The 14,002-nt window shown below is 63.4% G+C and carries 12 protein-coding genes; 9 read left to right on the forward strand and 3 right to left on the reverse strand.

Annotated elements, in window-relative coordinates; genetic code table 11:
* Nucleotides 1-34 precede the first annotated feature (34 nt).
* The 5 genes from E5221_RS18185 to E5221_RS18205 all read left to right on the forward strand — a co-directional run bounded on the left by E5221_RS18185 (nt 35) and on the right by E5221_RS18205 (nt 6,616).
* Nucleotides 35-1,978, forward strand: a complete 1,944-nt coding sequence (locus tag E5221_RS18185) for a DNA topoisomerase III (protein WP_247846181.1) — start codon at nt 35-37, stop codon at nt 1,976-1,978.
* Nucleotides 1,979-2,212: 234 nt separating this feature from the next.
* Nucleotides 2,213-3,502 carry an FAD-binding oxidoreductase gene (locus E5221_RS18190; protein WP_247846182.1) on the forward strand — a complete coding sequence of 430 codons (1,290 nt, stop codon included), beginning with the start codon at nt 2,213-2,215 and terminating at the stop codon, nt 3,500-3,502.
* A gap of 239 nt (nt 3,503-3,741) precedes the next feature.
* Nucleotides 3,742-4,572 carry an alpha/beta hydrolase gene (locus E5221_RS18195; protein ID WP_247846184.1) on the forward strand — a complete coding sequence of 277 codons (831 nt, stop codon included), beginning with the start codon at nt 3,742-3,744 and terminating at the stop codon, nt 4,570-4,572.
* A 230-nt stretch (nt 4,573-4,802) separates the two neighbouring features.
* Nucleotides 4,803-5,708, forward strand: a complete 906-nt coding sequence (locus E5221_RS18200; RefSeq protein ID WP_247846186.1) for an RHS repeat-associated core domain-containing protein — start codon at nt 4,803-4,805, stop codon at nt 5,706-5,708.
* 128 nt (nt 5,709-5,836) lie between these two features.
* Entirely contained in the window at nt 5,837-6,616 is a 780-nt protein-coding gene (locus tag E5221_RS18205) for a TSUP family transporter (protein ID WP_039613166.1), read from the forward strand.
* A 130-nt stretch (nt 6,617-6,746) separates the two neighbouring features.
* On the opposite strand, the gene nudC is transcribed toward E5221_RS18205, so the two are convergent.
* Both nudC and E5221_RS18215 read right to left on the reverse strand, forming a co-directional pair.
* Entirely contained in the window at nt 6,747-7,577 is an 831-nt protein-coding gene (gene nudC, locus E5221_RS18210) for an NAD(+) diphosphatase (RefSeq protein WP_247846187.1), read from the reverse strand.
* Nucleotides 7,578-7,613: 36 nt separating this feature from the next.
* The gene (locus tag E5221_RS18215) at nt 7,614-8,426 is read right to left on the reverse strand and encodes a crotonase/enoyl-CoA hydratase family protein (RefSeq protein ID WP_013973305.1); all 813 of its coding nucleotides are present in this window, start codon (nt 8,424-8,426) and stop codon (nt 7,614-7,616) included.
* A gap of 150 nt (nt 8,427-8,576) precedes the next feature.
* Here E5221_RS18215 and nhaB point away from each other — a divergent pair, with 150 nt between their 5' ends.
* The 4 genes from nhaB (at nt 8,577) to E5221_RS18235 (ending at nt 12,652) form a co-directional block, all read left to right on the forward strand.
* Complete coding sequence (gene nhaB / locus E5221_RS18220; RefSeq protein WP_247846188.1) at nt 8,577-10,079, forward strand: sodium/proton antiporter NhaB; 1,503 nt, start codon at nt 8,577-8,579, stop codon at nt 10,077-10,079.
* Between the two features lie 195 nt (nt 10,080-10,274).
* Nucleotides 10,275-10,889: a dihydrofolate reductase family protein gene (locus tag E5221_RS18225; RefSeq protein WP_003260296.1), complete on the forward strand. Its 615-nt coding sequence runs from the start codon at nt 10,275-10,277 to the stop codon at nt 10,887-10,889.
* An 80-nt stretch (nt 10,890-10,969) separates the two neighbouring features.
* Nucleotides 10,970-11,515 carry a lipocalin family protein gene (locus E5221_RS18230; RefSeq protein ID WP_013973308.1) on the forward strand — a complete coding sequence of 182 codons (546 nt, stop codon included), beginning with the start codon at nt 10,970-10,972 and terminating at the stop codon, nt 11,513-11,515.
* Between the two features lie 177 nt (nt 11,516-11,692).
* The gene (locus tag E5221_RS18235; RefSeq protein WP_247846189.1) at nt 11,693-12,652 is read left to right on the forward strand and encodes a ribonuclease Z; all 960 of its coding nucleotides are present in this window, start codon (nt 11,693-11,695) and stop codon (nt 12,650-12,652) included.
* A gap of 42 nt (nt 12,653-12,694) precedes the next feature.
* Here E5221_RS18235 and E5221_RS18240 read toward each other — a convergent pair whose 3' ends face one another.
* Complete coding sequence (locus E5221_RS18240; protein WP_247846191.1) at nt 12,695-13,978, reverse strand: Zn-dependent hydrolase; 1,284 nt, start codon at nt 13,976-13,978, stop codon at nt 12,695-12,697.
* Between the last annotated feature and the right edge of the window lie 24 nt (nt 13,979-14,002).

Below are 14,002 nucleotides of genomic sequence, written 5' to 3' on the forward strand. Positions count from 1 at the left end.
ATCGCCCATCACCCCCGATGAAGCGTCCCCGGCCATGCGCCTGTTCCTCTGCGAAAAACCCTCCCAGGCAAAAGACATCGCCAAAGTGCTCGGCGCCAACCGCAAGGGCGATGGCTGCTGGCAAGGCACCGACGTCTGCGTGACCTGGTGCATCGGCCACCTGCTGGAAACCGCCCCGCCCGACAGCTACGACGAACGCTACAAGCGCTGGAACCTGGCCGACCTGCCGATCATCCCGGAAAAGTGGAAAATGCTGGTCAAGCCCAAGACCGCCAGCCAGTTCAAGGCAGTCAAGCGCCTGCTCGGCGAAGCACGCGAACTGGTGATCGCCACCGACGCCGACCGCGAAGGCGAAATGATCGCCCGCGAACTGGTCGAGCATTGCCGCTACCGCGGCCCGGTGCAGCGCCTGTGGCTGTCGGCACTGGACGATGCCTCCATTCGCAAGGCCCTGGCGCGGCTGCTGCCGGGCCACGAAACCTTCAACCTGTACCACTCGGCGCTGGGCCGTTCGCGCGCAGACTGGCTGATCGGCATGAACATGAGCCGGCTGTTCACCCTGCTGGGCCGCCAGTCGGGGTATCAGGGCGTGCTGCCGGTGGGCCGGGTGCAAACGCCCACCTTGCGCCTGGTGGTCGACCGCGACCGCAGCATCGCCGACTTTGTGCCGGTACCGTTCTGGGCCATCGACGTGCAGCTCGAACACGCAGGCTTTGGCTTCAACGCCCAGTGGCGCGCCCCCGAGGACGCCTGCGACGACCAGGGCCGCTGCCTGAACCAGGCCCTGGCGCAGCAGGCTGCCGCCGACATCGGCAATGCGGGTAGTGCCCGGGCCGTGAAGGTTACCACCGAACGCGTGCGTGAAGCGGCACCCCTGCCCTTCGACCTTGGCACCCTGCAGGAGCTGTGCTCGAAAAAGTTCGGCCTCGGCGCCCAGGAAACCCTCGACATCGCCCAGGCCCTGTACGAAACCCACAAGCTGATCACCTACCCGCGCAGCGACTGCGGCTACTTGCCGCAAAGCCAGCACGCCGAAGCGCCAGCCATCCTCGCCGCCCTGCAACGTTCCGATGCCAGCCTGGCGCCGCTGCAGCCCTACCTGGAGCCGCAACGCCGCTCACGGGCGTGGAACGACGCCAAGGTCAGCGCCCACCACGGCATCATCCCCACTGCCGCCGCCAGCGACCCGTCGCGCCTGCCGGCCAAGCACAAGGCGGTGTACACCCTGATCCGCGCCCGCTACCTGGCGCAGTTCCTGCCCAACCACGAGTACGACCGCACCCAGGCCGACTTCGACTGCGCCGGCCATGCCCTGCGTGCCGTAGGCAAGCAGATCGTCGAACCCGGCTGGCGCCGTGCGCTGCCCGAGGCGCTGACCCCGGCCAAGGGCCGCGAGGCACCACCGGCCCAGGTGCTGCCGGCGCTGCGCGAAGGCCAGGACTGCACGGTGCAGGGCCTGCAACTGAAAGACCTGTGGACCCAGCCGCCCAAGCCGTTTACCGAAGGCGACCTGATCAAGGCAATGAAGAACGTTGCCAAGCTGGTGGACGACCCGCGGCTGAAGCAGAAGCTCAAGGAAACCACCGGTATCGGCACCGAAGCCACCCGCGCCAGCATCATCCAGGGCCTGCTTGACCGCGGCTACCTGGTGAAGAACGGCAAGGCGCTATCCGCCACCCCTGCGGCCTTCAGCCTGATCGACGCCGTACCTCGCGCCATTGCCGACCCTGGTACCACAGCTATCTGGGAGCAGGCGCTGGACATGGTGCAGAGTGGCGAGATGACGCTGGAAGAGTTCGTCGCCCGGCAGTCGGCATGGATGGGCAAGCTGGTCGAACGGTGCAGCGGCATGCGCATGAACATCAGCGGGCCGGCAGCCGGGGCTGCGCCGCCGTGGAAGAAAAAGCGGAGGGGTGGCGGGAAAGGCAAAGCGGCCGCAGGCAAGCCAAGACAGCCTCGAAAAAAGGCGACAACCTGAAGATTTTGCACTCTCAGGTCAGGCCCCTTCGCGGGTAAACCCGCTCCCACAGTTACAGCGCCGACCTCGAGACCGTTGATGACTCTGTGGGAGCGGGTTTACCCGCGAAAGGGCCAGGACAGGCAACACAACAACCCGAGGTAAGCCACAAACCCGGCCAATGCATTGGCGCCATGAAATTTACCTGCTAAGTTTTCATGAAAATAAACACAATAATTTTCATGAGACCCCTGCATGTTCAAACAATCCGCCCAGCACGTCGCCAGCTACTACGCCCAGACCTACCCCGCCAGCATTCCCCTGCACCCTACCCTGCAAGGCAGCCACGACACCGAGGTCCTGATCATCGGCGCCGGCTTCAGCGGTCTGCACACCGCCTTGCGCCTGACCCAGGCCGGCAAGCGTGTAACGCTGCTGGAAGCCAGCCGCGTGGCCTGGGCCGCGTCCGGCCGCAACGGCGGCCAGGCACTGCTCGGCTGGTCGTGCGACATGCCGCCGCTGGAAAAGGCCTTGGGCACCGAACGCACCCAACGCCTGTGGGCCAGCATGTGCTGGGCCGCCGATGAAATGCGCGAACTGCCCGAGCGCCACGGCTTCGACATCGACTACCGGCTGGGCAGCCTGTTGACCGCCGTACTGCCGCGCCGGGTAAAGATGCTGGAAGAAGCCCTGCATGAGGCCGAACACAAATGGGGCTACGACGCCCTGCGCCTGATCGGCCGCGACGAGCTGCCTCAATGGATCGACAGCCCGCGCTACCAGGCCGCGCTATACGACGCCAAAGGCGCCCACCTCAACCCGCTGAAGCTGACCCAGGGCCTGGCCAGCACCATCGAAGCTGCCGGTGGGCTCATCTTCGAACAAAGCCAGGTGCTCGACTATCAACGGACCGGCAGCGGCTACACCGCCCGCACCGAGCGTGGCGAAGTGCGCAGCGACCTGCTGGTACTGGCCTGCAACGCCTACATCGACCGCCTCGACCGCGGCCTGTCCCGCCGCCTGTTGCCCGTCGGTTCATACCAGGTGGCCACCGCGCCACTGGACGCCGACTTTGCCCGCTCGCTGCTGCCACGCAACAGCTGCGTGATCGACAACCAGTTCGTGCCCGACTATTTCCGCCTCACACCGGACCATCGCCTGCTGTTCGGCGGCGGCTGCACCTATCTGGGTGGTATTCCCAAGGACGTCGCAAGCGCCACCCGCCCCTACCTGGAGCGGGTGTTCCCGCAGCTGGCCGGGGTGGCCATCGACTATGCCTGGGGCGGCCATATCGACTGCAGCATCCAGCGCACCCCGGATGTCGGTCGCGAGGGCCAGCGCTACTGGCTGCAGGGGTTCTCGGGCCACGGTGTACTACCTACACTGGCGGCGGCGCGGGCGGTAAGCGATGCCATTCTTGGCGACGACGACCTGCTGGCGCTGTACCAAGGCATCGACAACGGCCGCTTCCCCGGCGGCGACCTGCTGGCAGCACCGCTGGAAGCTTCAGCCAAGGCCTGGTACCGGATGCGCGACCGCGTCTAATCGGTTGACACAGCCCGTTGTAGGAGCGGCCTTGTGTCGCGAAAGGGCTGCAAAGCAGCCCCAGGGTTTCAGCACAGATGCACACATTGCCGGGGCTGCTTTGCAGCCCTTTCGCGACACAAGGCCGCTCCTACATGGAACCGCGCAGGGCCGGAAGTGCTCCACAAATTCCAGTACCAGCCAAATTCCCTCCTATTCTCAATAGCTCCCTTCGCTTCCTGTACACAGGAGACCCGACCATGAGCTATGTAACTACAAAGGACGGCGTGCAGATCTTCTACAAGGACTGGGGCCCGCGCGATGCACCGGTTATCCACTTCCATCACGGCTGGCCGCTCAGCGCCGACGACTGGGATGCCCAGTTGCTGTTCTTCCTCGCCCATGGTTACCGCGTGGTTGCCCACGACCGCCGCGGCCATGGCCGCTCCAGCCAGGTATGGGACGGCCACGACATGGACCATTACGCCGACGATGTGGCGGCGGTCGTCGCTCACCTGGGCATCCAGGGCGCCGTGCATGTCGGCCACTCGACCGGTGGCGGTGAAGTGGTGCGCTACATGGCCCGGCACCCTGAAGACAAGGTGGTCAAGGCCGTGCTGATCGCCGCCGTACCGCCACTGATGGTGCAGACCCCCGGTAATCCCGGCGGCTTGCCCAAATCAGTATTCGACGGCTTCCAGGCCCAGGTCGCCAGCAACCGCGCGCAGTTCTACCGGGATGTGCCAGCCGGGCCGTTCTACGGCTACAACCGCCCTGGTGTAGAAGCGAGTGAGGGCATCATTGGTAACTGGTGGCGCCAGGGCATGATCGGCAGCGCCAAGGCCCATTACGATGGCATCGTGGCATTTTCCCAGACCGATTTTACCGAGGACCTGAAGGGCATCCAGCAACCTGTGCTGGTGATGCACGGCGATGATGACCAGATCGTGCCGTATGAGAACTCCGGAGTGCTGTCGGCGAAGCTGCTGCCCAATGGCGCGTTGAAGACTTACAAAGGCTACCCGCATGGCATGCCGACCACCCATGCCGATGTGATCAATGCGGATTTGCTGGCGTTCATACGTAGCTGATGTAGTCGCCTGCACCGGCCTCTTCGCGGGCACGCCCGCTCCCACAGGTACTGCATAGGTCTTGAGATATACATATAACCTGTGGGAGCGGGCGAGCCCGCGAAAGGGCCGGCACTGTCAACATACTTATTTCATGAGTGTATGCAACTGGCAAAACTGCCAGTTGCGCGCCTGTCTATTTTGCATGAAGGTAATTTAAATTCAGTACTTCTCGCACCAGCAGGCTGACCATGGCACAGAACTGGAAGCAGCGTTTATTCTACAAGAATGGCCAACTGTCTTTGGAGATCGGCAGCGATCGTTCCGTCACAGTCTTTTCAATCTCAAACCTTTCTCTAGCGCAACGCTCGACAGAGACACTACTACTGGCGGCAGACTCTCAGAGTTCCATAATCAACCGTTCTCATCGCGAAGGCATTCACAACCTGGCCTACACCGCTTACGGATACAGCTCCACAGCTCATATGATGGGCTTCACCGGACAACGCTCCGATAGCGTCACAAACTGCTACCTCCTTGGCAACGGCTATCGTGCCTTTAGTACTAGGCTGGCGCGATTTTACTCAGCGGACAGCCTCAGCCCGTTTAAGAAACACACACATAACGCCTACGCCTATTGCTTGGGAGACCCCGTGAACCATCACGACCCTTCAGGGCATATGTTACGTCGCGCCAGGACAATGTGGAATAACGTAAAGGATAAGTTTGTAAAACCCAGAATCCATTACATCAATAAAGCAAGGGAAGCAATTACCGAGAATCCGAATCTCGAAAAGTATTCCGCTGTCATTGATGACGAGAACGTAACCATAAAAACCCTCAAGGCGATTTACAAGCTTCCGAAGGGTGATGCCATGCTCAGCGATCTCAAGGATACAGCAGTCCGCAACTGGCGCTTAAAGCATGGCAACATTGAAGGCCCCATCACTCATGACTTTAACCACGAAAAATACCTGTACATGGACGAGCAGCTTAATTACATAGCCCTAGAGGCAAAAATCCTTGAGTACAGAACCCTACTGAGCAACTTGGCGTCACATGAACCCACTACAATGAATTCGAGCAGTCAGTTGTCACCTGCGTCACCTGAGGCATCACGCCCTACAACTGCCAGATCAGCGATACGTGGTACCTAGATACCCCTGCAGGGTTGGTTTGAAACAAGTAAGCGGCCGGAAACACTGTCAGCCTTAGGGACGTGGGATTATCATGCCCGTTTATTTCTCCATTAGCCGCAAACCGACCCTCCAGCCTGAAGCCTCCCATGCCCTTCGAACTCACCGTAGAACCCCTCACCCTGCTGATCCTGGCCCTGGTCGCCTTCGTCGCCGGTTTCATCGATGCCATCGCCGGCGGTGGCGGCTTGCTCACCACCCCCGCGCTACTCACCGCGGGCATGCCGCCGCACCTGGTACTGGGCACCAACAAGCTCAGCTCTACCTTCGGCTCGGCCACCGCCAGCTTCACCTACTACAGGCGCAAACTGTTCCACCCGGCGCAGTGGCGCCCGGCATTGTTCGCCACTTTGGTCGGCGCTTTGCTCGGTGCAGTGATCGCCCACTACATGCCGGCCGAATGGCTGAACAAAATGCTGCCGGTAATCGTCTTCGCCTGTGGCGTCTATCTGCTGTTCGGTGGCACGCCCAAGGCGCCGCTCGATGCCGATGCACCCATCAAGAAGAAATGGCAAATGCCGCAAGGCTTCACCCTGGGCTTCTATGACGGCGTCGCCGGCCCGGGCACCGGGGCGTTCTGGACGGTCAGCACCCTGCTGCTCTACCCCATCGACCTGGTCCGTGCCAGCGGCGTGGCGCGCAGCATGAACTTCGTCAGCAACATCGCAGCGCTGACGGTGTTCATCATTTCCGGGCAGGTGGACTACATCGTCGGCCTGTGCATGGGCCTGTCAGTGATGGTTGGCGCCTTCTTCGGCGCACGCACGGCGATCAGTGGCGGCAGCAAGTTCATCCGCCCGGTGTTCATCACCGTGGTGCTGGCATTGACCGTGCGCCTAGCGTGGCAGCACTGGTTCGGCCAAGCCTGATGGGCTGTGATACCCCTGCTTTCCCGCCCTATCTGCGCGAGAAATGTCCTCCGCCGTCGTTGCAGGACTTGGCAATGGAATGACCATTGCCTGCGCCCTGCGCCTAGTCGGAGAACATTTCTCACTGCAGCTAGGACGGGAAAGCAGGGATATCACAGCCCAGCCGCCGTGCAACATACAGGTCGATCAGATACCGGGCGATGGACCGCCCGGCCGGCAGCGGCGGCAGGTCGTGAACGCTGAACCACTTGGCGTCCTCGATCTCGTCCGGCTGCATGACGATCTCGCCGCCAGCGTATTCGGCGTGAAAGCCCAGCATCATCGAGTGGGGGAACGGCCAGCACTGGCTGCCGATGTACTGGATGTTCTGCACCTCCACCGCCACTTCTTCACGCACTTCGCGCACCAGGCAGTCCTCGGCCGACTCGCCCGGCTCGGCAAAGCCTGCCAGTGTGCTGTACACCCCGGTGACGAAGCGTGGCGAACGCGCCAGCAGGATTTCGTCGCCACGGGTCACCAGCACGATCATGCTTGGCGAAATGCGCGGGTAGCTGCGCAGGTCGCACGGCTGGCAGTACATTGCCCGTTCCCAGCGAATTTGCGTCATCACCTGGCCACAGCTGCCGCAGAATCGGTGCTCGCGGGCCCAGGTGCCGATCTGCGCGGCATAGCCCAGCACCTTGTATGTGTCGGAGTCACCTTCGAGCATGAACGCGCGAAGGCCGCGCCAGGAGCAGCCGGGCACATCGGTGGCGCTGCGCAGCTCCAGCAGGAACACCGGCTGGCCGTCGAAGTGGCCGATGCCGTGCTCGCACAGTACGTCGAGGTCCTGGCGCTTGAGCCAGTCGCGAGGGAACAGCGCGCCGTTGTCGTCCACCAGGAACCCTTCCGGGCTGCGGGCCACGGCCAGCCCCCCGGTGATCTGCGGGTCGAGTACTGCGGTAGTCCAGCGTGCTGACATGTCGGGGGTTCCCTTACTTCGCGTCCCCCGGCCTGATCAGTCGGCGAACGTCGGTTTCTGTTTGCTCATGTGCGCCGCCACCGCCACGCGCAGGTCTTCGGACTGCAGCATCGCGGCGTTCCAGGTGGCGATGTACTCCAGGCCATCATCGATGCGATGGTCACGCATGTAGCTGAGCATTTCCTTGGTGCCGGCCACGGCGATCGGCGATTTTGCGGCAATCTCGCCAGCGATGGCAAAGACCCCGTCCATCAGCGCGGCCTGATCATCATAAACCCGGTTGACCAGGCCGATGCGCAGCGCCTCTTCGGCCTCGACATTGCGCCCGGTGAAAGCCAGCTCACGCATCATGCCGTCACCGATGATACGAGGCAAACGTTGCAGTGTGCCGACATCGGCGGCCATGCCCATGTCGATTTCCTTGATCGAGAACTGCGCGTCGCTGCTGCAGTAGCGCATGTCGCAAGCCGAGATGAGGTCGATGGCGCCGCCAATGCAGTAACCCTGCACCGCGGCCAGTACCGGCTTGCGGCATTTGTCCACGGCATTGAACGATGCCTGCAGGCGCAGGATGGTGCTGCGCAGGAAGCGCGCGTTACGCCCCACGTCCTTGCCCATCTGCCCGGCCAGCGAAGCCAGCATCATCAGGTCGATACCGGCGGAAAAATGCTTGCCGGCACCGCTGATCACTACCGCTCGCACTGCATCGGTGTCGTCGACCCACTGGAAGATGTCGATGATCTCCTCCCAGAAGGCAGCGTTCATCGCATTGCGCTTGTCCGGGCGGTTGATCTGAACGTGGGCGATGCTGTTGGTAAGTTCGACCTTGAACGCGCTGTACTCGGTCACGGGCGGCACTCCTGCGGATAAAGGGTTCATGGCACGGATGTTAACCCAGCCCGATGACCGCACTTGTGCCAAAAACGGGACTTTACGCCTTGCCTAAGAGGCGCTGATCCGGCACCGTGCGCCATCGCCGAATCATAAGGATACAAATTCATGTCGCGCTCCCTGACCGGCGCCCTCGCCCACAGCTTTCTGGGCCAGTCGCCGCTTTGGTACAAGGCAGTCATCTGCCTGTTCCTGGTGCTCAACCCACTGCTGCTGGTGACCGTCGGCCCGGTCGCTGTTGGCTGGGCACTGGTGCTCGAATTCATCTTCACCCTGGGCATGGCCCTGAAGTGCTACCCGCTCATGCCTGGCGGCCTGCTGTTGGTCGAAGCCCTGCTGTTGCAGATGACTACCCCGCAAGCCCTGTACGAAGAGCTGCAGCACAACTTCCCGGTGATCCTGCTGCTGATGTTCATGGTCGCGGGCATCCACTTCATGAAGGAACTGCTGCTGTTCCTGTTCTCGCGCATCCTGCTGGGGGTGCGTTCGAAGGCGATCCTGGCGTTGCTGTTCTGCGTGCTGTCGGCATTCCTCTCGGCGTTTCTCGATGCGCTGACCGTGACCGCCGTGATCATCAGCGCCGCGGTCGGTTTCTATGCGGTGTACCACCGCGTTGCCTCCGGGGCCAACCCGCGCGAAGACAGTGCGCTGGACAGCGACCAGCAGGTCGCACAGTTGCACCGTGAAGACCTCGACCAGTTCCGCGCCTTCCTGCGCAGCCTGCTGATGCATGGCGCGGTGGGTACCGCCCTGGGCGGCGTGTGCACGCTGGTGGGCGAGCCGCAGAACCTGCTGATCGGCCACGAAATGGGCTGGCACTTTGCCGATTTCTTCCTGAAGGTGGCACCGGTGTCACTGCCGGTGCTGGGCGCCGGCCTGCTGACCTGCGTGCTGCTGGAGAAGCTGCGCCTGTTCGGCTACGGCACGTTGATGCCCGAGCCGGTGCGTCAGGTACTGGCCGCCTACGCCGCCGAGGACGATGCTGCACGCACCACTGCCCAGCGCATCGCACTGTGGGTGCAAGGGTTCGCCGCACTGATCCTGATCGTCTGCCTGGGGCTGCACGTTGCCGAGGTCGGCCTGATCGGCCTGATGGTGATCGTGCTGATCACGGCATTCACCGGCATTACCGACGAACACCGCCTGGGCCGTGCCTTCCAGGACGCCATGCCGTTCACCGCTTTGCTGGTGGTGTTCTTCGCCGTGGTGGCGGTGATTCATCAGCAGCAACTGTTCAGCCCATTGATTGCCTGGGTGCTGGCGCTGCCGGCGGAGCAGCAACCGGGCATGCTGTACCTGGCCAACGGCCTGCTGTCGGCGATCAGCGACAACGTGTTCGTTGCCACCATCTACATCACCGAGGTGAAGCAGGCGTTCCTCAATGGCAGCATGAGCCGCGAGCATTTCGAGACGCTGGCGGTGGCGATCAACACCGGCACCAACCTGCCGAGCGTGGCGACGCCGAATGGGCAGGCGGCGTTCCTGTTCCTGCTGACTTCGGCGATTGCGCCGCTGATCCGGCTGTCGTATGGGCGAATGGTGTGGATGGCCTTGCCCTATACCGTAGTGATGGGTGGGCTGGGGTGGTGGGCGGTGACCTACTGGCTTTGAGGTAGCCTGCATCGGCCTCTTCGCAGCACAAGGCTGCTCCTACAGGCACTGCACCGCTTTCTGGAGCTGTGGTGATCCTGTGGGAGCGGGCATGCCCGCGAAAGGGCCGGCACAGGTTTGTGTTGTCGATTCTGTCCGCCGCCATTCGACTATCCCATGCCCCCAGCCACCCCGGCTGCACACAGGAGAGTCCCCATGCGCAAACTCATCGTAGCCGCCTTCATCAGCCTCGACGGTGTCATGCAGGCCCCCGGTGGTCCGCAGGAAGACACCAGCGGCGGCTTCACCTACGGCGGCTGGATCGTACCTTACGCCGAGGAAGTCTTCGGCCAAGCCATGCAAGCCCTGTTCAGCCAGCCCTTCGAACTGCTGTTGGGCCGGCGCACCTACGACATCTTCGCCGGCTACTGGCCAAAGGTAAAAGGCAGCTCGGAAGACTTCTCGATCGCCAACCTGTTCAACAGCGTGCCCAAGCACGTGGCCACCCACACCCCCGCAACCCTCGACTGGCACAACAGCCATGCACTGGGCGCAGACATCACCGCAGCGGTCCACGCGCTGAAACAACAGGACGGCGCCAACCTGCTGACCCAGGGCAGCAGCGATCTGGTGCAGCAACTGCTGGCGGCGGGCCTGGTCGATGAACTGCAACTGCTGATCCACCCGTTGCTGCTCGGCCACGGCAAGCGCCTTTTCGGCGACGATGCGGCAGCGGCGGCCTTCACACTGCAGCATTCGCAGGTTTCGCCCACGGGCGTGCTCATCGCCCGTTACGTGCGTGCAGGCGATGTGCAGACCGGTTCGTTCTGAAAGGCATAATCCTGTACAACTTTTGCCTCTCGCTCGCATCGAAACCCAAGTAAGCCCCGTCCGTATCAAGGAGGTTCACCATGGCGCTACGCACCACGTTGCTGCTTTCCTGCATGACCTTGGCCCTGCTCGGCTGCGCCGGCAACGATCACCCGGCACCGCCGCGTACCCAGCAGGTCGACCTGCAACGTTACCAGGGCACCTGGTACGAACTCGCCCGGCTGCCGATGTTCTTCCAGCGCAACTGCGTGCAGTCCGAGGCGCAGTATGGCCTGCGAGAGGATGGTCGCCTCGACGTGACCAACCGCTGCCAGGAAAAGGACGGCCAGTGGAACCAGGCCAAGGGCATCGCCGAAGCCCAGCAACCGGGCAGCACCGACAAGCTCTGGGTGCGCTTCGACAACTGGTTCAGCCGCCTCGCGCCCGGCCTTACCAAGGGCGAGTACTGGGTGCTGTACCACGACCAGGACTACCGCGTAGCCTTGGTCGGCCACCCGAACCGCGAATACCTGTGGCTGCTTTCACGCACGCCTGCAGTCACGGACCAGATGCGCGAGCAACTGCTGACGATCGCCCGGGAGCAAGGCTATGACACCAGCAAGCTCATCTGGCGGCAGGCCGAGTAGGCAAGACCTGGCGGGCCATCGACGACATGCGGCAATCCGGCTAAGGTGTGCGCCCTTGCTACCTCGAAGGAACGAGCCCGTTGAGTACCACGCCGCCACCAGCACCTTGCGTCCGCCCGACACCCATCGGCTGGCTGGTGCAGACGTTACTGCTGGGCTGAAACAAGGAGCCAGACCATGGATTTGCTGTTCCTGGGCACCTCCGCCGGCGTGCCGACCAAGGCACGCAATGTGAGCGGTACCGCAGTGATCGAGGCCAGTGGCAGCCACTGGTACCTGGTCGACTGTGGCGAAGGCACCCAGCACCGGCTGCTGTACACACCGCTGTCGATCCGCGACCTGCGCGCCATCTTCATTACCCACGTGCACGGCGACCATTGCTTCGGCCTGCCGGGCCTGCTGGCCAGCGCCGGCATGAGCGGGCGCACCCAGCCGCTGGACCTTGTCCTGCCGGCCGCCCTGCACGACTGGGTGCGCCAGGGGCTGGTGGCCAGCGATACCTTCCTGCCGTTCGAACTGCGCCTGCTGGCCGTGGAGGAGCTGGTGGAATGGCACAGTGACGCCCTGGAAGTGACCAGCGTGCAGCTGTCGCACCGGGTGCCGAGCGTCGGCTTCGTGTTCACCGAGCTCAACCCCGAACCGCGACTGAACATCCCGCGCCTGGAAGCCGAAGGTATCCCCCGCGGCCCGCTGTGGGGCGAGCTGGCCAAGGGTTTGACGGTGCAGCATGGCGGGCGGCGGCTGCACGGCAAGGATTACCTGCGCCCTTCGCGCCCGCCGCGGCGGGTGATCGTGTGCGGCGACAACGACAACCCCGAGCTGTTGGCCGACGCCGCCAAGGGCGCGGACGTGCTGGTGCACGAGGCCACGTTCACCCAGGCGGTGGTCGAGCGCACGGGGGTCACCTTCGGCCACAGCACCGCAGCTGCGGTGGCGCGCTTTGCCGAAACTGCGGGCGTGCGCAACTTGGTGCTGACGCATTTCAGCGCCCGCTACCAGCACGACCCACGGCGCAGCCCGAGCATCGACGATGTGCGCGACGAAGCCCTCGCCCACTACAGTGGGCAGCTTACCCTGGCGCAGGACCTGCAGCGCTATCACATCGGGCGCGATGGCTGTCTTGAGCCCGCGGGATGAATTGTGGAGATTCGCAGGTGCTCGCCACAACCCGCCGCTCCACTATGCCGCCAACCGCCCACTGGCAATCGCCTCCGACGCCGCCAGCATCGCGCGCAGCAACACTGCGCAGCCCGCAGCCAGGTCCTCGGGCGTGGCGTTCTCGATCTCGTTATGGCTGATACCGTTCTCGCAAGGCACGAATATCATCCCCGCCGGCCCCAGTTCGGCCAGGAAGATCGCGTCGTGCCCCGCGCCGCTGACGATGTCCATGTGCGGCAGGCCCAGCGCCTGCGCCGATTCGCGCACGGCATCGACACACCCTTTATCGAAGTACAACGCCGGGAAATCAGCCGTAGGCACCAATTCGTGGCTCAGGCCATGCCTGGCACAGGTCGCCTCGATCACCGCACGCACATCGGCAATCATCGCATTCAGCTGCTCACCCTCCAGGTGGCGGAAATCCAGGGTCATGCGCACTTCGCCCGGGATCACGTTGCGCGAGCCCGGGTAGGCCTGCAGGCACCCCACCGTCCCACAGGCATGGGGCTGGTGGCCAAGGGCGGTGCGGTTGACTGCCTCCACCACTGCCGCCGCGCCGACCAGGGCGTCCTTGCGCAGGTGCATGGGCGTAGGGCCGGCGTGGGCCTCGACACCGCGCAGGGTCAGGTCGAACCACTTCTGGCCCAGCGCGCCCAGCACCACGCCGATGGTCTTGGCCTGATCTTCGAGGATCGGGCCTTGCTCGATATGCGCTTCGAAATAGGCCCCCACCGGGTGGCCTGATACAGCACGCGGGCCGGCGTAGCCGATGGCGTTCAACGCCTCACCAACGCTGACACCCTGGGCGTCGCGCTTGGCCAGGGTTTCCTCCAGGGTGAACTTGCCGGCGAACACCCCGGAGCCCATCATGCACGGCGCAAAGCGCGAGCCTTCCTCGTTTGTCCACACCACAACTTCCAGCGGTGCTTCGGTTTCCACACCGAGATCGTTGAGGGTACGAATTACCTCCAGCCCGGCCATCACCCCGAAGCAACCGTCGAACTTGCCACCGGTGGGCTGGGTGTCGATATGGCTGCCGGTCATCACCGGAGGCAGCTTGGGGTTACGCCCAGGGCGACGGGCGAAGATGTTGCCGACGGCGTCGATGGTGACCGTGCAACCGGCGGCCTCGCACCACTGCACGAACAGGTCGCGGGCCTGGCGGTCGAGGTCGGTCAGGGCCAGGCGGCACACGCCGCCCTTGGCGGTAGCACCGAGGCGGGCCAGGTCCATCAGGGACTGCCACAGGCGGGTGCTGTCGATGTGGTGGGCGGTGGTCTTCAGGATATCTTTGACTGGGGTCACGGGTTTCTCCTTCAGGCTTTTTGT

The sequence above is a fragment of the Pseudomonas sp. A2 genome (assembly GCF_023100865.1).
GTDB lineage: Bacteria > Pseudomonadota > Gammaproteobacteria > Pseudomonadales > Pseudomonadaceae > Aquipseudomonas > Aquipseudomonas asiatica.

Excerpts from the sequence above, each read along its gene's own strand:
- E5221_RS18225 (WP_003260296.1), top strand. The coding sequence starts at position 10,275 with ATGCGCAAACTCATCGTAGCCGCCTTCATCAGCCTCGACGGTGTCATG.
- E5221_RS18185 (WP_247846181.1), top strand. The coding sequence starts at position 35 with ATGCGCCTGTTCCTCTGCGAAAAACCCTCCCAGGCAAAAGACATCGCC.
- nhaB (WP_247846188.1), top strand. The coding sequence starts at position 8,577 with ATGTCGCGCTCCCTGACCGGCGCCCTCGCCCACAGCTTTCTGGGCCAG.
- E5221_RS18230 (WP_013973308.1), top strand. The coding sequence starts at position 10,970 with ATGGCGCTACGCACCACGTTGCTGCTTTCCTGCATGACCTTGGCCCTG.
- E5221_RS18195 (WP_247846184.1), top strand. The coding sequence starts at position 3,742 with ATGAGCTATGTAACTACAAAGGACGGCGTGCAGATCTTCTACAAGGAC.
- E5221_RS18235 (WP_247846189.1), top strand. The coding sequence starts at position 11,693 with ATGGATTTGCTGTTCCTGGGCACCTCCGCCGGCGTGCCGACCAAGGCA.
- E5221_RS18205 (WP_039613166.1), top strand. The coding sequence starts at position 5,837 with ATGCCCTTCGAACTCACCGTAGAACCCCTCACCCTGCTGATCCTGGCC.
- E5221_RS18190 (WP_247846182.1), top strand. The coding sequence starts at position 2,213 with ATGTTCAAACAATCCGCCCAGCACGTCGCCAGCTACTACGCCCAGACC.
- E5221_RS18200 (WP_247846186.1), top strand. The coding sequence starts at position 4,803 with ATGGCACAGAACTGGAAGCAGCGTTTATTCTACAAGAATGGCCAACTG.
- nudC (WP_247846187.1), bottom strand. The coding sequence starts at position 7,577 with ATGTCAGCACGCTGGACTACCGCAGTACTCGACCCGCAGATCACCGGG.